The organism is Psychrobacillus sp. NPDC058041, from assembly GCF_042885655.1.
Classification (GTDB): Bacteria; Bacillota; Bacilli; order Bacillales_A; family Planococcaceae; genus Psychrobacillus.
This window is the reverse complement of the sequence record NZ_JBHVRO010000005.1, coordinates 100,807-124,413: the sequence shown is the minus strand read 5'-3', so window position 1 is coordinate 124,413 and position 23,607 is coordinate 100,807. Positions and strand designations below refer to the sequence as shown.

The following is a 23,607-nucleotide window of genomic DNA, read 5'->3' as shown; positions in this document are numbered from 1 at the left end:
ACTAATTGGTGTCCAATTCAAAAGGTGAGGGTGATCTTGAACGAGAAAAATCAAGAGCGGGATGTTTATGTAGCTATTGCTGACCCAACAAGACGTAAATTACTAAGTTTGTTGGCAAATGCTGAAGAGTTACCTCTTCACGAATTAACTGCTCAATTTCAAATGGGTCGTACTGCTGTTTCTAAACATTTGGCTATCCTTAAAGAAGTTGGCCTAGTTGCTGATCGAAAGGTTGGTAGAGAAACGAGGTATCGCTTAAACGCTGCGCCTTTAAGGGAGATTAAAGATTGGGTAACCTTTTACGAGAAATTTTGGCAGGACAAAGTGGTGCTTTTAAAAAAATTATTATTGGAGGAATAAATAATGGCAGATTTAGCATTAGATTTTCAATTTACAAGTTCAATCGAAACAATTTGGAATTCACTAACAGATTCGGATATGCTAGAAAAATGGATGTGGAAAAATGACTTTAAACCGGTCGTAGGGCATACATTTCAATTCAGAGCTGAGCCAAATGAATGGTGGGATGGAATTGTAAATGGTGAAGTACTCGAAGTAGACGAACCTCATAAATTATCTTACAGATGGGGAACTGGTTCGGAAGTGCATACAGTTACTTGGACATTAACAAAAGCCGAAGACGGAAGCACCCATCTGCATCTTGATCAAACTGGAATCAGTGAACATCCAGGGGCATTCGAAGGAGCTAAATACGGTCAGACAGAAGCGGTTGGAAAACTTAAAAAGTTGTTGGGCGAATAATAACATAACCACCATAACAATTAGAACAATAGAAAAGATAGCCGGTATCGGACGCTTTTCCGGAATACGGAAAAGCGTCCTTTTTGATGGAATAAATAAAAAGTTTTGTCATAATAAAATTAATTCATTTGAAGTTGCATTAATATGGCAATACTAAATTTAGAGAATGGAAAGGAAGTACATATGAAAATAAATCAATTAATTGCGAACAATATTAACAAATTAGATGCTGTACTACCAGTAGATAAATCGTTAGGAATTGCTGGTTTGTCTGGGTCAGGTAAAACAACGTTTTGTCAAACAATTGGTGAAGAATCCAAGAAGCGTCTCGTTTCCTTATTGCCAAAGGCTGAATATCAGTATTTATTTCCTAATATTATGGAAACCAATTTCAGTGCCATCAATATGGAGGAAATGCCTCTTGTACTTTTTTTAGGTAGATCATCGATTTCTTCTAATCCACGTTCTACAATTGGCACACATACCGGTGTGTTTACAGAAATTCGTACTACTCTTGCTGAAAAATATAATCTTTCTCCAGAAGTTTTTTCATTTAATAATGCATTAGGCTGGTGTCCAGATTGTAAGGGCCGCGGAACTACTAAAAATGTCGAATGTAAAAAGTGTAAAGGGAAGCGCTATAGTCAAGAGGCTGAACAATATAAGATTGAAGTATTTGATAAAGCACAGAGTATTTCCGATATCAATGACTTGAGCATTGAAACTATTTTTTCACTATCAGAAGTTTTAAAGATTAGTGAAGGTAAACAACTAATTCTAAAAAATATAATCAATATGAATATCGGTTATTTAACATTAAATCGCATTATGGGCACATTGTCTGGTGGAGAATTAACACGACTTTATTTGGCAGAATTTATGTCTTCAAGTGAAAATACGGTTATTATCATTGATGAAATCTCCGTGGGTCTTGATCATCAAACTCTATTGAAAATTTTAGGAGAGATTAAGCAATTGGGGTATAAGAATCAAATTTGGCTCATTGATCATTCTGACACGGTGCTAGACATAACGGATGAGCAATTGTTCTTTGGCCCAGGTAGTGGTAAATACGGCGGGAAAATTGTTGAAGAATCTCCACGTCCAAAACCAATTAGTTGGGAACGAAATCAGGCAATTCCAAATGAATACTATCAATTTCATGATCTTTACTGTCGTAATATTCAAATGGCCCAAATTGAGATTCCCAAAAATAGACTTGTAACTTTTACTGGTGAGTCTGGATGTGGTAAATCTACACTTGTCAATGAGTGTATGGCCAAAGATTTTCTAAAGCGATATCCTAAAGACAAACTGGTAATGGTTGGGCAAGATCGAAACCAATCGATTACCAGTCGGTCAACGGTTGCGACTTTTCTTGATGTTAAAAAGAAGCTCACAAAATATAGCGAAGATATCGATGATATTTTTCAGCGCTCTATTGAAGATATAATTGAAGAACTGCCAAATGAAGACATCGCTCATAAACGTTTAAGCTTATTGATCAAACTTGGACTTGGTTATTTGACGTTGGAAAGAAAAACACAGTCTCTGTCGACTGGTGAATTTCAATGTGTCCATCTAGTTTCTGAGCTGTTTGCCAACTCAAGAAACCCACATACGCTTTTCATTTTTGACGAGCCTTCAAAAGGGTTATCACAAAATATTTTAAATCAATTTATTGATAGTATCAGGGTCATTCTACAAGATGAATCCGTCTCAATGATAATGATTGAACATAATTCCTATATGTTAGAAAACTCAGATTTTATAGTTGATTTTGGTAAAAGACAGTTTGCACCTGTGGAGCATCTAGATGTTGTCAGTCATGATAATTATTATCGCAAGCAAAACAGTACGGAAAGAGTTGTTCCATTGCCAATTTCTTCAACAGTCAATCAACAAAATGGAATTAACTACTTAAAAGAAAATCAGATTACCTATTTTAAAAAAGCAGAAAACGTCTATAAGGGTGGTATCTTAAAAAGCTTATCATCAATGGCTCGTTTAATTTATGGTGAATACGAATCTGATATAATTGCACCGGTAATCGCCATAGATCTGGAACGTCACTTGTATAGTCAATATACTTTTCTTTATGAAATTGGTGGATTGATTAATCATATTGTGGCGGTGCATCCAACCAATAAAGATACGAATAGCTTCGATTTCTATTACCAAGAAAATCATTGTCCGTGCTGCTCGGGCCGCCGGGTGATTGAAAAATTTGATTTTGATATTGTTATTCAGGACAAAAACGTGCCATTCTGGGATGGCTTACTGCATCCAGATGTAATGGAGGTTTTAAAATACTATCAATATCCAAAACTACAATTCATCTTTGATGAGATTAAGAATGAGCTTGGTCAGGATATAAGTAAAAGTTATAATGACATGACTGAAGAAGAAAAACATACATTTTTTTACGGGTATTGGGAAAAATCATTCTATGATAAAGCAGGCAAGACACAAAGAACATGGCAAGGTTTTAATAACATAATTGGGATGTATATGTCCATTTCGAAATCGATTATTAAAGAGCATATGAAAGAATCCAAAGAAATGATAGCCTGTCCAATTTGTCAAGGAACCGTGCTCAATCATCATAAAAAGCTAAAATTTGGCGACACGGATATTCGTGAGATCATCGGGAAGCCTCTGGATCAAGTGATGAAAACTGTTGGGAATTTACCGATACTAGAAAAAATGAAAGACATTGTTGGCGCCGATATGGCTTTGACGGAAGATGTCTTCCTATTGCCAAGGGAAACACAAGTATCACTGAAAATGCTTGAACTAGAGCTGGCAAGCTTTGCTCATTATGAAATCGTTTTACAAAATGCCCTGCCATTCTGGGGCAGTATTAGTAGCAATATTGAAGCAATCAGCATTAACAACCAGATCACTATCTGTGATTTTGACAATATTACTGAAACGAGAGAAACCATTATTGATGAATATTTCACCAATGGGAAATACAAAAAACTAACATATGTTTATGAAGCATTTGGTTACAAAAAATTAGTTACCCAAATAAATAAAATTAAAAAAAGTCATCCATGTCCATTCTGTCTAGGAAAGAAAGTTATATCAGAAGATAATTTGCATGATGGCGTGTTTAAATTAACAATTCCGTGTGTTAGTTGTTATGCAAGTGGCATCAATGATGAAGGTCTGAAGGAAGTCGTCGAAGGCATAGACGTGCAAACATGGCTAACTGGTAAAGTAAGTGATGTTGTTGCCGAAAGTTTAAATCTCGCTGCTGTTGCGGATATTCCAATTTTCAACCGTATTCGTGAGTTGAATAAACGAGATATGATGGCGGTTTATCAATATCTTGATAATAATAATTAGAGATAGAGGGATATTTAGTTTAAGGAGAAATAGAAGAAAGACTGGACAAATAGATTAATTTGTCCGGTCTTTTTTTCTGAGTACTTTTATATCTCATTAAACAAGGTCTTAAAATTGCACCTAAGAGAAGGGACGGTAAGCCGTATCATTATTTCCGTTACAGGCGGACGCGTTCCGCTGGAGTCGCTGATTTTCACTTCAATAACATGGTTTGAATGTTCGGCATATTGATTAAAATAAGCTATTTATGAGATTGATTCGTATGTAAGAAGTTTATATTATTTTTAATAACTTATCTAAAAGTCTAATCTATTGGGAAATTCAAACATATAATATTTTAAAGTTTAACACTGACAGGTGGTGAATCGACATGCTATTTAATCCGCCAGATCCTAGAAGGAGACCATACCCGCCAGTCTATAGACAAGGGGGAAGACCTCCAAATAGAATGAGAAGGCAACCTAACCAATTTAGACATCAGCAATCCTTCTCTAACCCTTATCAACAACAACGTCCATTTTCTAGATTTGAAAGAATGCCAAGCCATTTTAATAATATAATGGGCCATGTGGGCACAATAACAAAAGGGGTTAATATGATGAGACAATTTGGATCAATTTTAAGTCTATTTAGATAGTTTATCTCGACTGAAAAATATCATTATGCACATCAATGGATATTATATTGATGTGCTTTTTTATAAATTAGATTTCTTCCTTCTAACCCTGATTGAATTTAAATGTCAATCAGGGTTTTGTTATGAATTAGAGAATTTAGAAATGTTTATTGCAGTTGGATTAAAAATATACGGATATTCATTCGCCAGTTAAAATGGGGAGGTTACTCATTTAGTCATTTCTTTATTCGATGAATTAGTTTTGTTTGTTATTTCAGTAAAAATATTTTCTTCAGAATCCATTGATTGCTCGTTTTGTATAGATAGTTGGCCTGTTTGAATTAATTGAATAAGATTTTGAATATCCTCTTTGGTTGCAGCCTGCTTTTCTTTTTTTAACGTATAACCTAATTGTCCATTTACCTCCATTGTTGCATATTCTATGTCACTAATACTCGTTATACTTAATTGTCGTAGATGCGTTTCTAGTTGATCGACTGTTAATCTAAGTTTTTTTAAATTTTTTTCATTTATTTCCCCATTTTCAATGACTATTTTGGCTTTTCCAGCAATTATAGATTCTAATCCATTAAACTTTAATTCAATGAGTTCAATTATGATAAGAGATAAAATTAATATGAAACTGATTCCAATAGTCGACAAAACCCCTTTACTTTTTACTGGATGAATCAGCAATGTACCGAGCATAATCATGATAATTGTATGGGGGGCAGTCATTTGAGAGATTGACCTTCTTCCACCAATCCTTAACAAGATCAATCCAACTACAAGAATTAGGACTGTCTTCCAAATCAAATTGAAATCCATAAACGATCACCTTTTTTTAGTAGTATTAGAAACTTTCTTAATGTTTATACCTAAATCAAAGGGTTGCAGGTAGTTCTAGTTTTATTACTAATTCACACTATCATTACTATCTGAATAAGCTATCTAATTGGAAATACCTTATAGCAGGGAGTATGATATTGTGAAAATATGGATAGTTGCACTAGTCATGTTATGTTTAATTGGACTGGCAGGTTGTCTTGAAAAATCAGTAAAAGAAGAAGCAAATACAAATGAGGAAGAACAAGAACAACCGATGGAGGAACCAAAAAAACCAGTTGCTCATAACGAAGAAGCCGAAAAGGAATCGAAGCCTTTAGTTGTAAATATTGTAGATCCAAATAGGCTAGAAATAATAAAAACTATATCACCAAAAGAATTAGGACATGAAACAGATTTTGAAACATATAAAAAGGAAATTGAAAAATTAGCTTATGAGTTAGCAAGAGGTACAAAAACAGAAGTTGGTTATGACAAGAGGATGGTTCTTGATAAAAAGGATGAAGACGGTCAGATTATTAAAGGAAGCCCGAGGATAATTTTAAAAGAAAGTGAATTGGTGAATAGAATTATTGATGCATCAATTTCTGGCAATGACGTTGAAATTCCTTTGAATGTGACAGAAAGTAATTATAATGTTGAAGACATTCCTCGTTTAGAAGAAGTAATAATTGCTTCTTATACCACTTATTTTAATCCATCGGATGTAAACAGAAACAAAAATATTGAGATTTCAGCGAAAGCTATTAATAATGTAATTGTTGGAAGTGGAGATTATTTCTCTTTTAATGAGCTGACAGGTCCGAGAGACGAAGTAAATGGCTACCAACCCGCACCAGAAATAATTAATAAGAAACTCGTCATGGGTATAGGGGGAGGGGTTTGCCAAACGTCCTCCACACTATTTAATGTAGTGGATCAATTACCGGTAACATATGTGGAAAGACATCATCACTCTTTAGATATAGGTTATGTCCCAAAAGGAAGAGATGCGACAGTTTCATATGGTGCATTAGATTTCAGATTTCAAAATACAAGAGAAGCACCTTTTATAATAAAAGCAATCTATGGTAAAGGCTTTCTTACGATAGAGGTAAGAACTTCGAAGGAATATGAAGTGTAGTATAAGATAGAGAGTTTTCCGACGCTTTCCAGGGCAAGCACCGGGCCTCCTTCTTAGCATAAAATAGTTGCTTCTGCAGTCACAGGTCGCTAAAAAGATGCTTACATGCTAAATCTTTTTTCAACTAGTCTCGGGTGAGTAGGAATTGGTCTCGAATCGTATGTATTTGGTCTCGCCTCTGAGTAAATTGGTCTTGGTTCCAAGTCGACTGGTCTCGAAGTGCCATTTAGTGTAAAAAAAATCACTTGTTGAGCGACACTTGAACCTCGTTTTTTATAAACTTAGCACATCAATTATAAAGTTGATGTGCTTTTTTAATATATTGCGCATATGAATCGAAATGTTGTGAGTAGTCCATCCGATATTGCGAATATGGCCATTAATGTTGCGTGTAACTTAAATAGTACCCTGCAAATAAAGTATATCTAAATGTAGTTGTCTGTCCAAACGTGCTAAGATATAACCAACTAAAACGATACAGAGATAAGCGAAATGATCGAGAAAGGATTAGATAATGAATTTTTCGATGAATGAAACGAAAATAAAGCAATTATGTGGCGTTACGGCTTTTAAAAGAGGGAAAACTTATTACGTGGCGGGAAAAGTGAATCTTCATTCCTTTCAAACAAATGATCCAGTAATTAAAGCCAGTGTGAAAGCTGGTGATGATTTTGACGTCACGGTGAAAGTACCCTCTAATGGGAAAATTGTGGCTACTTGCACATGCCCGCCAATAGGGTTTGTACATACATACTGTCAACACATTGCAGCGGTACTGCTAGCTATCGTAGAGAAGCAACGGGTGGAGAATCATTTAGCTACGAGAATGTTGGATTTATTTGAAAATAGATCTATGCAACCTTCTGGAAAGCAACTGCATTTCGACAACAGACAGACGCTACATGTGGAATTTACATGCCGTCCGGTCTTTCAAGGTGACGGGGAGTATGCAATTGGAATTCAGATGAGAGCTGGTACACATGCATTGAAACCCATCTCACAACTTGCAAAGTTTCTTGATGCAGTGGAGAGAAGAGCACCGTTTGAATATTCCCAGGGTTTGCTGTATGCACCGGAGCTTTACAGTTTGCCAAGAGAAACGGATGATGTACTTCAATTTCTAATAAAAAGCCAGCGAGTGAAAAGTAAAGTAGTCTTGCAAGATGGATTATTACTCATTTCCGCTTCAGATTGGGAGCAGCTCCTTCCTTTATTAGCAAAAGCACCAGAAGTAAGGTTTATGCAAGGCGGAGAGCTTTATGATGGAGTGCGTTTAGGAACAGAGCTATCTTTAAGTTTTGAATTTGATGAGAGAAATACGACTGACTATCAATTGCAAGTTAAAGGGCTAGAGGGAATAACTGTTTTAAAGGCTTATAGCTATGCACTTTTGGACGGGGGATTGTACAAGCTTCCTCCAGAAGAATGCAACAGGCTAGCAGAGCTCAAAGAAATGCTGGACCAGACCGGAAAACATGTGCTTGTCATCTCGGAAAATCAAATAGATCACTTTATGGAAAAAGTAGTACCTGGCTTGACAAAACTTGGCCGTGTGGAAATTGCAGAGTCTATTTCCAAAAGGATGGGGGAAACTCCGCTTCGGATTAAGATGTTTTTAGACCGAGTAAAGCACCGATTACTTGTAGGGCTGGAGTTCCATTATGGGCATCTCATCATCAATCCTAGTGAAGAAACCGAGGAGACCTTCTCGCATTATCCTGGAATTAGACGTCAGCGAAATAAGGAACTGCAAATTATACAATTGCTCAAAGAAAATTCTTTTACTCAAACGGATGGTGGATTTTTCTTATACGACGAGGAAGCAGAATATAATTTTTTATATCATGTATTAGGAAACATGGAAAAATGGGTTCAAATTTATGCCTCAACAGCCGTTAAAATGCGTGTCCAAAAAGCATATATAGGTCCTAGGATTAAAGTGGAAGTGAAGGAACGAACGGAGTGGTTAGAGTTTCGTTTTGACTTGAAAGGAATTTCAGAAAAAGAAATCCAACATCTGATGGTTTCTATAGAAGAAAAACGAAAATTTTACCGAATTCCAAATGGCAATTTGGTATCGTTGGAAACACCAGAATTTTTGGCACTGGCGAATTTCATGCAAGACATGGGGCTATTCAGCGATAATATTATGGAGGAAATTCGAGTTCCTTTAATTCAAGGGATGCAGCTCATCAATTCTTTAGAGCAAGGTGATTTAGTCGATCCAGGTGAAAACTTTGCAAAGCTAATGAAAAATTTAAATGATCCCGAAAAATTGGATGCAACTATACCCCCAATTCTAACATCTGTTCTTCGTGATTACCAAAAGGTAGGTTTTAAATGGTTCAAGCTGCTATCAAAATATAAATTCGGAGGAATTCTAGCGGATGACATGGGGCTCGGCAAAACTTTGCAAAGTATCGCATTCATCGAATCGGTGCTACCGGATGTTCGGGCACGGAAATTACCAGTATTAATCGTCTCGCCTTCTTCGCTCATTTATAATTGGAAGAACGAATTAGAAAAATTCACTCCCCATATACATGCACAAATCATAGACGGCAACAAAGAAGAGAGAAGTATCCTTTGGAAAGCATCTCTCGGAGCGGATGTCATCATCACTTCTTATCCGACATTGAGAATGGATACCGATCTTTACTCCAAGAATTCTTTTCATACGCTGTTCTTGGATGAAGCCCAAGCATTTAAAAATCCAATGACCAAAACTGCAAAGTCAGTGAAAATGATTCAAGCAGAATATCGATTTGCACTGACAGGAACTCCAATAGAGAATTCCCTAGACGAACTGTGGTCCATTTTCCACGTCGTGTTTCCTGGCCTCTTGCCAAATAGAAGAGCTTTTAGCGAATTAAGACGGGAAGAAGTAGCGAAACGTGTACGCCCATTTATATTACGGCGAATGAAAAAGGATGTTCTGAAAGAGCTACCGAATAAAATTGAAACGTTTCAATTCTCAGAGTTGCAAAAAGAACAGAAAAAACTATACGCAGCTTATTTGGCGGAACTGAAAGAAGATACATTGAAGCATTTAAAGAAAGGTAGTTTTCAAAAGAATCGTATAAAAATTTTAGCTGGCCTAACGAGACTCCGACAATTATGCTGCCATCCTGGGCTATTTGTTGAGGGATACACGGGAAGCTCCGCAAAGTATGAGCAATTATTGGAAATCCTAGAAGAATGCAGTTTGTCAGGAAGAAGAGTGCTCATCTTTTCACAATTCACCCAAATGCTCGGTATTATACGAAGACAACTTATTCGCCAGGGAACACCTTACTTTTACTTGGACGGCCAAACGCCACCAGCCGATCGAGTGGAATTATGTAATGCCTTCAATAACGGGGAGGGAGATTTATTTCTCATATCACTAAAAGCTGGAGGCACTGGTCTAAACTTAACAGGAGCGGATACAGTAATTCTTTACGATCTCTGGTGGAATCCAGCAGTCGAACAACAAGCAGCAGACCGTGCCCATCGAATGGGACAGCAAAACGAAGTACATGTTATTCGTTTAGTAGCAAAGGGTACGATTGAAGAAAAGATTAATGAACTACAACAGAAAAAGAAGAGTCTTATTGATGAGGTTATTCATTCGGGTCAGGATGTGTTGACTAGTATGAGTGAGGAAGATATTCGCGAGATTTTGATGATTGAGTGAGATAATTCTAGTACAAACTATAGAGACATTTAGAGTTACAATGTATGCTTTGCAATTGCACTCCAATCAAAATTGGAACTGCTTCATGCATTGGGCAATGGGTATTAATCCGTGATGCTGGGAATATCATATGATACATTTGAATGAAAATTTTCATGAAGGTGGTTATTCCTATGCAGAGGATAAAGTTTATATTTAGGCAGTTCTTAAATGAGCCTTTGTGGTTTAAAATACTAGTCTCTACAACCTTGCTTGTTTCGATTATTTTTAGCAGTTCATTATTTTCAGATAGTACTTATTTTCGAAGCTGTTCCAAATTAGCTGCTGCTATCTTTTTTTGTGCTTATGGTATTAAATTCAGAAAGAGTCTTAAAAACTCACTCATTTTATTTATATTAGCATGTATTTGTATCTTTCTATCCATTCTGGCATTATATTAGAGTTGATTATCCTAGCTTAGTAGGAACGGCATTATTTCAAAATGAAAAAACAACTCCTCTCTACAAGAGAGGAGTTGTTTTTGTATAAATATATAGATGACATAGAAATACAGAGGTATAAGTTTACAGGAAATTATCTCTTTGAAGCTCGGTATCCAGCAGCCAGCGCTGCAGCTTTACTACAAAACATTGCCTCTAGTTCGCCACAAGGTAGTTCATCACTCCGCTAATGGGAACTATAATCCAATTTCCCTTACTTCTTGCTATTTTATTTTCTTCACATCAGTTTGAACATAGTTATTGTATAATGGATAAATTGAAAATACGAGAAATGAAAACTAATCATTCTTAAAGAGAAGGAAGTGTACTTTGGATTCACTAGAAGAGGTTATATATTATGTTGTGCAAATAGGTGAGCACTACTACAAACATACAGATGATATAGCTACCACAACAAAAGATGAGGAACAGGCATATGCTTTTACGAATCTGGCAAATGCGAAGCAAAAGGCAATAGAGATGGAAGGTGTTGTACGAAAAAGAGAAGTTAGTTACAAGGAACTACAAGAATTATCAGAGCAACATGAGGAAGAATATACACGATTGCCAGTGGAGGAAAGGGAAATAATTGAAACATTTTGTCAGAACTTATTAGATATAACAGACGAATAGTCCCTGTGTTAGAAACATTCACGTTAATTCAAACAAACATGAATGTTTAAACTTTCACGTTAATTCAAACAAACATGAATGTTTAAACTTTCGTGTTTGTTTTTAACACAGGGACAGTAGATTAGATTAGCAAAACGAAGCCCACGTAATCCGTTTAGTAGCAAAAGGAACGATTGAAGAGAAAATTTGTGAACTTCAACAGAAATAGAAGAGTCTTATTGATGAGGCTATTCATTTTCGGGATAATATATGATTACTGGTATTAATGAGGAGGATATTAGGGGAATATTGAAAAGTATAGTTTGTCATTGTGGTGTAGTTTAGATGGGGTATCTAATTGATTTCTCTATTCATACGAAACTCGAGACCCGTAGTAAATGTATAAGCATTAATCAGCTACACCAGCAAGTAAAGTAATAGATGTATGCTTCGCAATTATCTGGAGAACTCTCGTTATCAATACAGATTCGTTCAATAGTATAGAGTGTCTATTGTAAAGAAGATGTTGAAAAGTCAAGAAAAAGACAAAATATAGTTAAAGAAAGGATTGATATGATGAAGGTAGAAACATTTTCTTATAGATTTGCTAAAGAAATATTAACACATCCCGAACATGTACATATATACAATGAAATCATTAAAATATGTGAAAATTGTCCAATTCCTGTATACAAAGGAAAATCAATTAAGCAAAAAAAATTAGATATTGTTCAACAGTTTTTAAATACTTATTTTCGGATACAGTTTTCAGGATTGAAATGGGAGGAAGAGCCACTTGCGACACCAAAGAATTTTCAAGATGAATTACGAGGGGACTTTAGAAAGGAATTTATCTTTCCAGATGGAAAATCAGTAGTAGTTCAAGTTGAAGTTGAGTTCGGAAATGTTGCAAGTTCTTATAGAGATTATTTTAAGTTTCAGCTTTCTTTTGCTTATGATATGGCTGATATATGTATATTAATTGTCCCGATGGACAAATTGGCAAAAAGAATTGATAGTGGTGTTTCTAATTTTGAAAAAACTAAGAAAGAGATTCCATCCGCCAAACTTTCTATTACTGTTCCAATTTTAGTTATTGGACTTGATACATCAAATGAACCGGAATGGGATTTAAAGTCTATAGAACCAGATATAAATGTTTTAAGAAATAAAAGTGCATTGATAAGAGGAAAACATTATAAGTTAGTACGAGACTATATTGATACACTAAAGTAAGTATTTGAATTAAACTTTTCGAAATTAATTCGAATCTATTTAACCCGATTTCTGGTTAAATAAAAAAGAATAACATAATATCATGGGCAGACATTAGTGCTTGAACATAAAGGTAGAAGGATTAAAAGTATAAAACCGATTCCTTGATTTAGAAACCATTAATTTACGTACGCTTAAAGAATTTCAAGTTATAGCATAGTCCAATTTAATATTAAATTTCATATTATCAAATTTATGACCAAATCCTGATCATGGAAAGTCGACCAAATAATAAATAGATGAAGTACGTAAAGCACATAAAATTAAGTTTCTCGCTTTTGATTTATAAGGTATTTTTCAATTGTTCTTAATATCCTTCCTAAATCATTCTTATCTCATGTTCCCAATAACGTAGAAGGGTCAAGTCCTCTTTTAGATAATGTTAGGAAACTCCATTATCATGTTCAATATTTCAAATTATTTCTTGATGCCAAAGTAATAATTAGTTTTGGTATCTTGAAATAAAGTGGGAAACCATACCAATAACGTGAATCTAGAAATTCTACTAGCTTAAGGTACCCACCATTCCACAGTGCTTTGCACACAACTAACTCCAATTTAGTAACATTACGTCGTTTACCACTCGTTTTATTAAAAACTTGCAGGACTTGATGCTTTTTGTATATTTCTCGACATAATAGTACTATCTGTACTACCAGTACCCCTAAAATAATTGCTAATACTAATTTCCGACAAAAAAAGAGTAAAAGATCTTGATCTTTCCGACAAAATGTTGTATAATAGATTGAAACTACGAAAGGGTGTTCGTATATGCAAAATTCTAAAATTAAAGTAATTGAATTGTTTGCCGGTGTAGGTGGATTCCGCTTAGGTCTAAAAAAAGCGAACCCCGAATTATTTGAAGTGGTTTGGGGTAATCAGTGGGAACCTTCTCGAAAAGCACAAGATGCTTTTGATTGCTATACACATAATTTTGAATCAGGAATACATTCAAATGAAGATATAACGACAGTTTCCAATGAAACTTTTGTAAATTTAGAGCCGAATCTGGTTGTTGGTGGCTTTCCTTGCCAAGACTACTCTGTTGCACGTACACTTTCTGGCGAAAAAGGCATTCAAGGGAAAAAAGGGGTCTTATTTTGGGAAATAAAAAGAGTGATTGAGAATACACAACCGAAATATGTTCTACTTGAGAATGTAGATCGTTTGTTAAAGTCTCCTTCGTCCCAACGTGGTCGTGATTTTGCCGTGATGTTAGCGACATTTAGAGATCTGGATTACACGGTAGAATGGCGTGTTATAAATGCTGCAGACTATGGGTTTGCTCAGAGAAGAAGACGAATATTTATTTTTGCTTATAAGAATGGTATTGCATTTGAACAAGCTCAAAATAATTATTCCGAAGATCAGATTGTTTTTAATGAAGGTTTTTTTGCTAAACCTTTCCCTGTTGAATTTGAGCCTTATAAAGATAGAATAACTTCTGTTTCTTTGCCGACTGATATAGTTTCCATTTCTGATGATTTCTCATTTGGCTTCCATACTGCAGGATACATGAAACACGGGACAGTTTTTACTACACAAGTAATACCAATAGAAGAAGAACCAACCTACTTAAGAGATATTCTTATAGATGAATCAGAAGTAGATAATAAATTTTATTTATCTGAATCACAAATTGAAAAGTTTGCATATTTGCGGGGACCTAAAAAAATAGAACGCAAGTCTGCAGAGGGACATGTTTACCAATTTTCTGAAGGTGGAATGTCTGCTACTGATGATTTGGACAAGCCTGGTAGGACAATGCTTACAAGTGAGGGTTCAACTAATCGGAGTACCCATATTGTTGAGGTGAATGGACGCAAACGTTTTTTAACACCTTTAGAATGTGAACGACTCAATGGGTTTGACGATAATTGGACAAGCACTATGACAGACCGTATGCGGTATTTCTGTATGGGTAATGCATTAGTGGTAGGATTGATCGAACGCATGGGATTGAGAATTGAGGAAATTGAAAATATGAATGTACAAACTGACGTTCAATTGGAAATGTCTTTACAAAGCTGATACTTTTAGTATCAGCTTTTTTATATATGGTAAAATTATGTTAATAATCAATATTATTATTTAAGGGGGATCTCAGTGATATTTGAAACGGAAGAATCACTTTTATATAAAGCAAAAGAAGCAGAAGGAAAAACCTTTGGTGAAATTGATCAAAGTGGTAGAATTACAAATCCAAAGTCAAAGGGTCAGCTGGGTCAAATAATTGAAGAGAGTTTCTTCGGTTATAAAATAAATTCTAAATCCGAGGCTGATTTTGAAGAATTAGGTATTGAGTTAAAAGTCACTCCAATTAAACAGAATAAAAATAAAACTATTTCAGCAAAAGAGAGATTGGTTTTAAATATAATAAATTATCATAAGGAAATTCTAACTACCTTTGAAACCTCGAGCTTTTGGAATAAGAATCAAACTATCTTATTAATGTTTTATCAATGGATTCCAGAAGTTCACCGGTCGGAGTACCAAGTACTTAAAAGCCATCTTTTAACTTTTAGTGAGGAAGATTTACATATAATCAAGAAAGATTGGGAATTCATAACAAACAAAATCAGAATGGGAAAAGCACATGAGCTATCCGAAGCGGATACTGTTTATTTAGGTGCTTGTACAAAAGGTAAAAATAAAGACTCCTTAAGAACCCAACCGTTTAGTCCTATTCTTGCAATGCAAAGAGCTTACAGCTTAAAAGCTAGTTATATAACTGGAGTTGCAAGAAAAATACTATCAAACGATGACCTAGTATCAATAACAAATAGACAAGAATTAAAAAATAAAACCCTTGATGAAATTCTTCACGAAAGATTTCATCCTTTCATTGGGAAATCTTTAACACAAATTGCAATTGAAAAAGAGATTAAGATAAATAATTCCAAAAGCTTTGTTCCTGATTTTGTAAGTGCATTGTTAGGGATTAAAGGAACAAAACTTGATGATATTGAAGAGTTTTCAAAAGCAAATATTCAATTTAAAACAATTCGTTTAGAGCCGTCCGGAATACCACAAGAACATATGTCATTTAAAAATGTGTCATTTTCGGATTGGTTTGAAGAAGACTGGGAAGACAGTTGGTTAAAGAACTACTTTGAACAAACAAAATTTCTCTTTGTTGTTTTTGAATATAGAGAAAAGAAGAAAAAAGATGTAAATCGAGAACTATATTTCAAAGGTATAAAGCTATGGAATATGCCTATTAAAGAAATTGAAGGTAGATTAAAAACATTCTATGATGGTCTTCAGAAGCAATTGGTTACAGGCGTTCAAATTGAGATGATAGCGAGAGGCAAAAAAACTGTAGCTAGGAATGATTTGCCTTCTCCAGGTACTAATGGCCTTTGTCATATTCGTCCTAAAGGAAGAGATGGGGAAGATAAGACACCTTTACCAGATGGACAAATGATTGCGAAACAAGCATTTTGGCTGGATAGAGAATATATCGTTTCATTGATAGACAGCGAGATGAAAAGTTAATGGAACTATTCCAACATTTTATACGGAATCAGAAGAAATTATGAAATTACTAAAGGCAATTCAAATGTCATAGATTTTAATGCTATCATTAAAAATATACGATTCATGATAATATTCAATCATATTATTTGTACCGGACTATGAATCTTTAATAGAAAACAGAAAGAGTGAGATATATTGCCTGACTATCAACAACAGTTATTGTCGTTAATAGAAGATTCGAAGGAGTTTTCTATCTTACATAATCATTTTAATCGATTTAACCCGTTCAAAGTTTTACAAGTAGATAATTATGAAATAAGACATTCCAATGTACTAGCCTGGCTTTTAGATCCGAAAGAAAATCATGATTTAGGGTCATTTTTTATTAATAAAATACTTGCAAAGACGTTTGTGAACCCTTCGAATTTTGAAGATGAGGATAAGATTTCAAATTATGATGTGCTCGAACTATCCCGTAGAGAGTTCTTTGATTTGACAGTTCACAAAGAATGTTTGACCAAAACAGGGAAAAGAATAGATTTATTAGCAGTTTCGAATCATCACAAAATAGCAATGGTTATTGAGAATAAGTATTGGTCTAGTGAATCAGAAGGTCAACTAGAAGCATATATTAACGATGTGAGAGAGACTTATTCGGGCTATCAAATTATTCCAATATATTTAACGCTCCAGAATGATGAACCAACTCATGAAGATTACTTAATGCTTGGATATGAAGATATTTTGTCTATTTTAAAGAACTATCTCGATATGAAAGTAGACTATATGCAGGCAGATATCCGTTCTTTTCTCATTTATTATGTAGACATTTTAGAGAATCAGCTTATTCAAAATGAAGAAATGGTAGATAATGGACTGATTGTCTATCGAAATCACAAAGATGCGGTAGACCTTTTGTATGCTTCAGGAAACACATATATTCGACATCAAGTTGTAGATACTTCACTTGCAATGGAATTACAAGACACTGAAAGCAAAGAATTGATTCAGCAAATCTATCTTGATAATAAAGAAACGATTGATTTTATTGTAAAAGTAGGCGACAGCTTACTTAAAGAGGCCTTTTTATTAGTTGCTCGAGAGAAAGAATTGGCGAGTGAACAATTTGATCCACATTTTAAACTTCCTAACTTTGTAGAGAATCAATGGAATGGAGCATACGGACGTGATGATTTACGTGAAAATTGGTGGCTAAACCAAGGGCTTATTGGATGGTTTGAGAGAAAAGATGATCGTTTAAAATTAACAATAGAAGTTGGCCCCCTACATTATGATAAGAGGAAGAGATTATTAAACGCACTTGCATTTAAAGGTATTGCTATTAAAGAACGTGCTTTAGAAGAAGGTGCAAAATTTTCTCGTATATACACTTCTTTTGAAACACCTGCATCTTGGAATGATAAAAACAATATCGCGTTATCCATGAAAAAATTATTAGAAAATCCTGATTATCTAGCATTGCTAGAGTATATCCGAGAAGCAATTAGTTTAAGTAAACAGGATTCTCCAATAATTATTGACCCTATTTCAAATGATTCAATGATTGGTACACCCAATAATCAGACTGTAATGCAACGTGCATTTCTTCAGCTAGTATCTCGTTTAAATTTTGAAGAACATTTATACTATGTTCACAGAAGTGTGCCCAATTTTATTCAATCTTCATGGAGAGAGTTACCTGAAGCTTATAAAGTGCCTCGGGATTACTGGTTGCAAGCACCTTTTATTGCTTGGTTTAGAAATAAAAATTCATCTATCCGCCTGATTGTAGAGGTAGGACCTATAGAGCATCTATATCGTGTTAAAGTATTGGAAAGGTTAGCGTTAGAAGGAATTTCTATACGAGCTATGGGATATGAAGAGGGCAGGAAGTATACCCGCATTTATTCAAATTCTATGCCAGTTCAAAATTCAGAAGATGCTGATCAAGTTTTCGCTGCAATGGAGCAACTCTATCAATCACCTGAATTCAAGCAGTTTTTAAATAAAATCAATAAAGTTATAGATAATATAAAAGAAGAATGAATACGACGGAGCACAAATATTTTAACTAACTAGTAAAAGTAATATTATTCTTAAGTGCGCTATCGATATCCGATGCACAACCAAAAAGAAAGCTTTCCATAGCAAATGGATAAGCTTTCTTTTTTAGTGTTATCTATTCGTATAAAATTAGCTACTTAGAAGATACAGCTAAAAATCGTACTGGTTTATCCGTTAGGTTGTACCAGTAGTGAATTTTGTTTGCATCGAACATAATGGACTGTTTTTCGCTTAACTCTACTTTTTCATCATCAACCAATACAGTTAATAATCCTTCGACGACAAATAGAAATTCATGTCCGCTATGAGTAAATGCGTTTCCTTCATTTTCACCGGGTTGGAGGGTAACTAGAATGGGTAAGTATGAGGCATCGCGAATACCATGTGACAAATCTTTGTAAAAAAATTGTTGTCTTCTTTCTTCTAAGTCATCATTTTGTGAGTTCTCTGGAAAAAATACTGTTGGACTCACTTTTAATGCATCTGCTATTTTCTTAAGAGATTCTAGTGTTACACTTGATTTTCCGCGTTCGACTTGTGACAGAAAGCTGATAGAGACGTCCGTTAGTTCCGCTAAGTTTTTTAGTGTTAGTTTTCGTTCTTTTCTCAACGTTTTTAGAATGATGCCAATAGATTCTGAAGGCACTACTATTACTCCTTTATACTCTTGTCTTTAATTAATGATACATCACTAGATATGAAACGCTCAATGTAAATACGTAGAATTTATGTTGACAGAAAATTTTAAACTATTTAAAATGATAGAAAGGGGAATTGAAGTGACACTTCAATTTTGAAAAGGGGAGAAGTAAAATGGATTCAAAACAAATGAGAAAAGTGTGGATTGCAAGTTTAGTTGGTAGTTCAATAGAATGGTTCGATTATTTCTTGTATGGTACCGTAGCTGCACTTGTGTTTAATCAGTTATTTTTTGTTACAGAAGAGCCGACAGTTGGACTATTACTGGCATATGCATCATTTGCATTAGCATTTTTTATCCGACCATTTGGAGGAATAATTTTTAGTCATATAGGAGATCGAATTGGACGAAAGAAAACGCTGGTTATCACATTAAGTTTAATGGGAGCAGCAACGTTTGGAATGGGGTTACTTCCAACGTATCAAGCAATTGGTGTGTGGGCGCCTATTCTTTTAATAACACTTAGATTGGTTCAAGGTTTAGGTATAGGTGGAGAATGGGGAGGAGCTTTGTTATTAGCGGTTGAATATGCTCCAAAAGAAAAGCGTGGTTTATATGGAGCGATTCCACAAATGGGTGTAACAATTGGAATGGTATTAGGGACAGTTGCTTTATCCATTATGACGTTATTGCCAGAAGGATCGTTTATGACATGGGGTTGGCGTATTCCTTTTATATTTAGTGCATTATTAGTCATTTTTGGTTTATGGATTCGAAAAGGGATTGAGGAAACACCGTCATTTAAAAAAGTGCAGCAATCGGGTGATATACCTAAGCTGCCAATCGTGGATACGCTAAAATATCATTGGCGTGAAGTGCTTATCGCAATTGGTGCGAAAGTAGTTGAAACTGCTCCTTTTTATATTTTTGGTACGTTCGTAGTTTCGTATGCGACAACAAATTTAGGTTTCTCTCGTACTACAATTCTAAATACGGTTATGGTAGCTACAATAGTAACAACTATTCTTATTCCTATCATGGGTAGCCTATCAGATAAAATAGGGCGTAAAAAAATTTACGTAGCTGGTGTAGTCGGTATGTTCTTATTTGCATTCCCATACTTTTGGATGCTACAACAAAAATCGGTCGTATTACTAGTCATAGCTACAATTATTGGGTTAGGTATTATTTGGGCACCGATTACTGCAGTACTTGGAACAATGTTTTCGGAGATATTTGATGCAAAGGTACGATATACAGGAATCACACTTGGTTACCAGATTGGTGCGGCATTAGCTGGAGGTACTGCTCCACTAGTAGCAGCAAGTTTGATGTTGAAGTTTAATGGGTCGTATATACCCGTCGCCTTCTATATTATGTTCACAGCAGTTATTTCATTGCTAGCGATTTGGGCAGTAAAAGATCGTAGTCAGAAACATCTAGATGAGATTGTAAAAGAGCAACCTGTAAATAATAAGCTAAATGCTAAAGGGGTAACACAAATTTAAGTTAATAGAAAAACTCGTCTATCTGAGACTAAGAAAGACGAGTTTTTCTATTTAATGGAGGTTATTAATATGTTAATTGTTAATGAGAGAGAAATTATGAATACATATAGTATGAAAGAGGCAATACAAGATGTTAAAGAAGTACTAATAGCAAAGGAAGCAAATAAAATTGCAAACCCTCACCGCACAGTTATTGAGTTTCCACAACATGAAGCTTCTGCATTATACATGCCAAGTGCCGATTTAGTAGGAGAAGTGTCAGCGGTAAAAGTGGTTACCATTTTTCCGAACAATCCTACCAATGGTAAGCCGACAACGCAGGGGGTGGTGTTACTAACAGATGCGCAAAATGGGGAACATTTAGCGATGTTGAACGCATCCTATTTAACACGATTACGAACAGGTGCGTTGACTGGTATAGCTACTGACTATTTAGCCAAAACAGATGCAAAAGTTCTAACTGTAATTGGAACTGGTGCCATGGCTTTTGAACAAGTACTAGCTGTAATTGAGGTTCGTAAAATAGAACGCATATTATTAGTGAACCGAACAGCTGCAAAGGCTCAATTGTTTGGAGAGAGACTAAAAGAGTATGGTGTGGAAATACCATTTGAAGTATTCGAGGATGTTTCTAAAGCTGTTCGCCAAGCGGATATTATTTGTTGTGCAACTCGATCGAACGAACCGGTCTTTAATGGAGAAGACTTACAACCTGGAACGCATGTTAATGGAGTAGGTTCTTATTTGCCCCATATGTTAGAAATGGATGTATCGACTATTACGCAGGCAGCTAAAATTGTCGTAGACGATATAGAAGGCGTAAAAGGTGAAGCAGGGGAATTGATACACGCCGTGAAAATCGAGAAGTGGTCTTTTGACAAAATACATAGTGAAATAGGGAAACTTGTTGCTGGAGAAGTGAAAGGTCGTGAAAGTTTTGAAGAGATTACTCTTTTCAAATCAGTCGGGGCAGCATATTTTGACTTAGCAGTAGCGAAAGGGGTTTATTTGAAAGCGATAGCGAACAAAATTGGGACTGAAATAGATGTGTAACAAATAGTTTCAGCAAAACTAGAATTGAATACCCTTGAAATGGTATCAAACATTAAATGATTTATAACAATAACCGCTCCCCTATGTTATATCTAGTTTATAAACACATGCGTTTCATATTAAATTTAACCTAGTCTAGGGTACCAGATTCTAAAACAATTGTATTAGAATCTGGTACCCTTCAATGGTTTTATTTGCCCCATTCTATCTAAAAATAGTCCGATGAAATCTAAATCACACTTTTAACAATAGAATAATGACGTAATATGCTACCATTATAAAGAGTATCTGCTATTCGTGCATGGAGGATTACAAATGATTGAAGTAATAACGGTAGTAAATATGTTAGTGGAAGTAAAAAATACGAAAGGCTATGAAATAAAAGTAGAAAAGATTTTGCGGTCTAAGACTAAAATGATCCAACATATAGAGACAATTAGTATGTCTGAACCAAATGAAAAACTGATTGTAAGTGCTTTGGTGAAGTATAGAGTGCTAATAGAAGAAAGGATGGAAAACAAATTTTTAGATGATTACGTGGGTCTCGTTCTTCCGATGTTCTATAATCGTTTTAAAGCGATGCCAGTAAGCAATCAAATTTATAAAATATCAAGGATAAAAAAAGAATATGGTGCACGGCGTTAATATCAGTGTATGAGCCAGGAACCAAAGCAATTCTGGTTATTGAATTGTATGGGTTCCTGACATTAAATCAGTCTTATTAATCTTCTATAACTCTTTCTACTGCCTTGAATCCGGTTGTTTTCATGTGTTTCATATTGAATTTGAAGTTTTGCATTGCATCAGAAGGATCGATTAGTTCGAAGTTTAAGGCATCGAGCCCTTTTCTATCATAGGAGACCGATAATATAGTAATTTCTTCTTTGTAACCTGTTGAAGTGTTCAACACTTCATCTACGGCATGGATTATTACTTGTTCTGCTGGCAAAAGTGCCATCAAGTCTCGAGCAACCCTTATTGAACAACTACATACATAATCTTGTACAATATCGTAATACGTTGTTTTTGTCATATTCTTTTGCGAAAGCTTACCAGTTTGCGTAAGGGAGAGTGAGTAATTTGGGACAACAGAATCAGATTTCACCTTAAATTCGACTTCAATTATATTAGAATTATTTGCACTGAATTCGAAATCACTTCCGAATTCGAGTAAATCGTCAAATGGATTCATTTCATTAACTACTTCAAAATAAGCGTCAACATCCCCATTTATAACTCTCTCTGAAAGAAGATGTAAGCTTTTCCAATCATCATATTCTTTTTTATCCTTTTCTTTAGCTACATGAATTTCCATTCTCAGCTTATTTCTTCTTTTTTCTCCCCAATTTTTAAATAGCTTCTCTAAAATATTCGGTTTGAAACTATTATATTTGTTTTGAGCTATTGTTTGATGAGGGCCAGTATTAGGGGGTTCAAAAGGAGGATGGATAGCGTTTATACTCTTCCAATCTACAAAATCATCACAAGTCTTATGAACAGATATGATTCTTTCAAGTAGAACGTTGTATTCATCCACAATTTTGCTGTTTTTTTCTATTTCAAGTTGCTTCTCTAGTTTTTTCTGTATTGCATTGTTTGAAACCACTCTATTTTTTCGGGCAGTACTAGATGTCTTTACATATGAAATCCCTGATCCTGGAATGCCAATCGTACTAGTTCTTCTTCCACTTGAGTGAATGCTATGACGAAGACCGCGGGTTCCAACACTAACCCCGACACCTGATTTACTCAAGTTAACACGGACCCCTTTTGCAATTTTAAAGCTCTTTCTTACTCTTAACCCCATCATTTCACCTCATTTGTTAAAAACCTATATCCAATCAATATTTTAACACACCAATAGAAAGATTGTATTTGCTACGAGTATAAAGTTGTTAATGTTAGGTACCAGGATTACACGGGTCTTTAACGAGGATCCACTGCAATCATTGCGGTTAATCTCAAAAGGATTCTAACACTCTTGGAATAAAAAGAGTAAAAATATGCAAAGGAATAGGCAACATTCGTTCAAAATTAAACGAAAGTTGCCTATTCTTGTTTGAAAAATAATTAAAACTAATAAGAATATATGTTTTTCATTGCCCTTACATAATATCCG

16 protein-coding genes are annotated in these 23,607 nt (G+C 35.0%); 13 read left to right on the top strand and 3 right to left on the bottom strand.

Annotated elements, in window-relative coordinates; all coding sequences use genetic code 11:
- The first annotated feature begins 36 nt into the window (after positions 1 to 36).
- The 3 genes from ACFVR1_RS09825 (at position 37) to ACFVR1_RS09815 (ending at position 4,116) form a co-directional block, all read left to right on the top strand.
- Positions 37 to 360, top strand: a complete 324-nt coding sequence (locus ACFVR1_RS09825; protein WP_387583567.1) for an ArsR/SmtB family transcription factor — start codon at positions 37 to 39, stop codon at positions 358 to 360.
- The gene (locus ACFVR1_RS09820) at positions 361 to 762 is read left to right on the top strand and encodes an SRPBCC family protein (protein WP_387583915.1); all 402 of its coding nucleotides are present in this window, start codon (positions 361 to 363) and stop codon (positions 760 to 762) included.
- 183 nt (positions 763 to 945) lie between these two features.
- Positions 946 to 4,116 carry an ATP-binding cassette domain-containing protein gene (locus ACFVR1_RS09815; RefSeq protein ID WP_387583914.1) on the top strand — a complete coding sequence of 1,057 codons (3,171 nt, stop codon included), beginning with the start codon at positions 946 to 948 and terminating at the stop codon, positions 4,114 to 4,116.
- Between the two features lie 844 nt (positions 4,117 to 4,960).
- Here ACFVR1_RS09815 and ACFVR1_RS09810 read toward each other — a convergent pair.
- Positions 4,961 to 5,560, bottom strand: coding sequence for a DUF421 domain-containing protein (locus ACFVR1_RS09810; RefSeq protein WP_387583565.1), 600 nt, complete (start codon positions 5,558 to 5,560; stop codon positions 4,961 to 4,963).
- A gap of 157 nt (positions 5,561 to 5,717) precedes the next feature.
- Here ACFVR1_RS09810 and ACFVR1_RS09805 point away from each other — a divergent pair, with 157 nt between their 5' ends.
- The 7 genes from ACFVR1_RS09805 to ACFVR1_RS09775 all read left to right on the top strand — a co-directional run bounded on the left by ACFVR1_RS09805 (position 5,718) and on the right by ACFVR1_RS09775 (position 18,269).
- Positions 5,718 to 6,701 (top strand): VanW family protein, encoded by a 984-nt coding sequence (locus ACFVR1_RS09805; protein ID WP_387583913.1) that lies wholly within the window; start codon positions 5,718 to 5,720, stop codon positions 6,699 to 6,701.
- 514 nt (positions 6,702 to 7,215) lie between these two features.
- The gene (locus tag ACFVR1_RS09800; RefSeq protein WP_387583563.1) at positions 7,216 to 10,377 is read left to right on the top strand and encodes a DEAD/DEAH box helicase; all 3,162 of its coding nucleotides are present in this window, start codon (positions 7,216 to 7,218) and stop codon (positions 10,375 to 10,377) included.
- Positions 10,378 to 11,186: 809 nt separating this feature from the next.
- The gene (locus ACFVR1_RS09795; RefSeq protein WP_387583560.1) at positions 11,187 to 11,489 is read left to right on the top strand and encodes a hypothetical protein; all 303 of its coding nucleotides are present in this window, start codon (positions 11,187 to 11,189) and stop codon (positions 11,487 to 11,489) included.
- Positions 11,490 to 12,041: 552 nt separating this feature from the next.
- Positions 12,042 to 12,704 carry a BglII/BstYI family type II restriction endonuclease gene (locus ACFVR1_RS09790; protein WP_387583557.1) on the top strand — a complete coding sequence of 221 codons (663 nt, stop codon included), beginning with the start codon at positions 12,042 to 12,044 and terminating at the stop codon, positions 12,702 to 12,704.
- An 810-nt stretch (positions 12,705 to 13,514) separates the two neighbouring features.
- The gene (dcm, locus tag ACFVR1_RS09785; RefSeq protein ID WP_387583555.1) at positions 13,515 to 14,774 is read left to right on the top strand and encodes a DNA (cytosine-5-)-methyltransferase; all 1,260 of its coding nucleotides are present in this window, start codon (positions 13,515 to 13,517) and stop codon (positions 14,772 to 14,774) included.
- Between the two features lie 75 nt (positions 14,775 to 14,849).
- Positions 14,850 to 16,241 (top strand): Sau3AI family type II restriction endonuclease, encoded by a 1,392-nt coding sequence (locus tag ACFVR1_RS09780; protein WP_387583552.1) that lies wholly within the window; start codon positions 14,850 to 14,852, stop codon positions 16,239 to 16,241.
- A gap of 177 nt (positions 16,242 to 16,418) precedes the next feature.
- On the top strand, positions 16,419 to 18,269 hold the full coding sequence (locus ACFVR1_RS09775) for a PDDEXK-like family protein (RefSeq protein WP_387583549.1): 1,851 nt from the start codon (positions 16,419 to 16,421) through the stop codon (positions 18,267 to 18,269).
- 151 nt (positions 18,270 to 18,420) lie between these two features.
- Here ACFVR1_RS09775 and ACFVR1_RS09770 read toward each other — a convergent pair whose 3' ends face one another.
- Positions 18,421 to 18,933, bottom strand: coding sequence for a helix-turn-helix domain-containing protein (locus tag ACFVR1_RS09770; protein ID WP_387583546.1), 513 nt, complete (start codon positions 18,931 to 18,933; stop codon positions 18,421 to 18,423).
- A gap of 167 nt (positions 18,934 to 19,100) precedes the next feature.
- On the opposite strand from ACFVR1_RS09770, the gene ACFVR1_RS09765 reads away from it, so the two are divergent.
- The 3 genes from ACFVR1_RS09765 to ACFVR1_RS09755 all read left to right on the top strand — a co-directional run bounded on the left by ACFVR1_RS09765 (position 19,101) and on the right by ACFVR1_RS09755 (position 22,133).
- Positions 19,101 to 20,435, top strand: coding sequence for an MFS transporter (locus tag ACFVR1_RS09765; RefSeq protein ID WP_387583543.1), 1,335 nt, complete (start codon positions 19,101 to 19,103; stop codon positions 20,433 to 20,435).
- Between the two features lie 69 nt (positions 20,436 to 20,504).
- Positions 20,505 to 21,488 (top strand): ornithine cyclodeaminase family protein, encoded by a 984-nt coding sequence (locus tag ACFVR1_RS09760; protein ID WP_387583541.1) that lies wholly within the window; start codon positions 20,505 to 20,507, stop codon positions 21,486 to 21,488.
- Positions 21,489 to 21,803: 315 nt separating this feature from the next.
- Positions 21,804 to 22,133 (top strand): hypothetical protein, encoded by a 330-nt coding sequence (locus ACFVR1_RS09755; RefSeq protein WP_387583539.1) that lies wholly within the window; start codon positions 21,804 to 21,806, stop codon positions 22,131 to 22,133.
- Positions 22,134 to 22,209: 76 nt separating this feature from the next.
- Here the strand turns inward: ACFVR1_RS09755 and ACFVR1_RS09750 are convergent, their stop codons facing one another.
- The gene (locus ACFVR1_RS09750) at positions 22,210 to 23,295 is read right to left on the bottom strand and encodes a DUF4236 domain-containing protein (protein ID WP_387583537.1); all 1,086 of its coding nucleotides are present in this window, start codon (positions 23,293 to 23,295) and stop codon (positions 22,210 to 22,212) included.
- Between the last annotated feature and the right edge of the window lie 312 nt (positions 23,296 to 23,607).

Bases quoted from the DNA above. Each gene is read 5' to 3' on its own strand.
- ACFVR1_RS09760 (WP_387583541.1), top strand. From the start codon at position 20,505: ATGTTAATTGTTAATGAGAGAGAAATTATGAATACATATAGTATGAAA.
- ACFVR1_RS09790 (WP_387583557.1), top strand. From the start codon at position 12,042: ATGATGAAGGTAGAAACATTTTCTTATAGATTTGCTAAAGAAATATTA.
- ACFVR1_RS09815 (WP_387583914.1), top strand. From the start codon at position 946: ATGAAAATAAATCAATTAATTGCGAACAATATTAACAAATTAGATGCT.
- ACFVR1_RS09750 (WP_387583537.1), bottom strand. From the start codon at position 23,295: ATGGGGTTAAGAGTAAGAAAGAGCTTTAAAATTGCAAAAGGGGTCCGT.
- ACFVR1_RS09755 (WP_387583539.1), top strand. From the start codon at position 21,804: ATGATTGAAGTAATAACGGTAGTAAATATGTTAGTGGAAGTAAAAAAT.
- ACFVR1_RS09765 (WP_387583543.1), top strand. From the start codon at position 19,101: ATGGATTCAAAACAAATGAGAAAAGTGTGGATTGCAAGTTTAGTTGGT.
- ACFVR1_RS09810 (WP_387583565.1), bottom strand. From the start codon at position 5,560: ATGGATTTCAATTTGATTTGGAAGACAGTCCTAATTCTTGTAGTTGGA.
- ACFVR1_RS09800 (WP_387583563.1), top strand. From the start codon at position 7,216: ATGAATTTTTCGATGAATGAAACGAAAATAAAGCAATTATGTGGCGTT.
- dcm (WP_387583555.1), top strand. From the start codon at position 13,515: ATGCAAAATTCTAAAATTAAAGTAATTGAATTGTTTGCCGGTGTAGGT.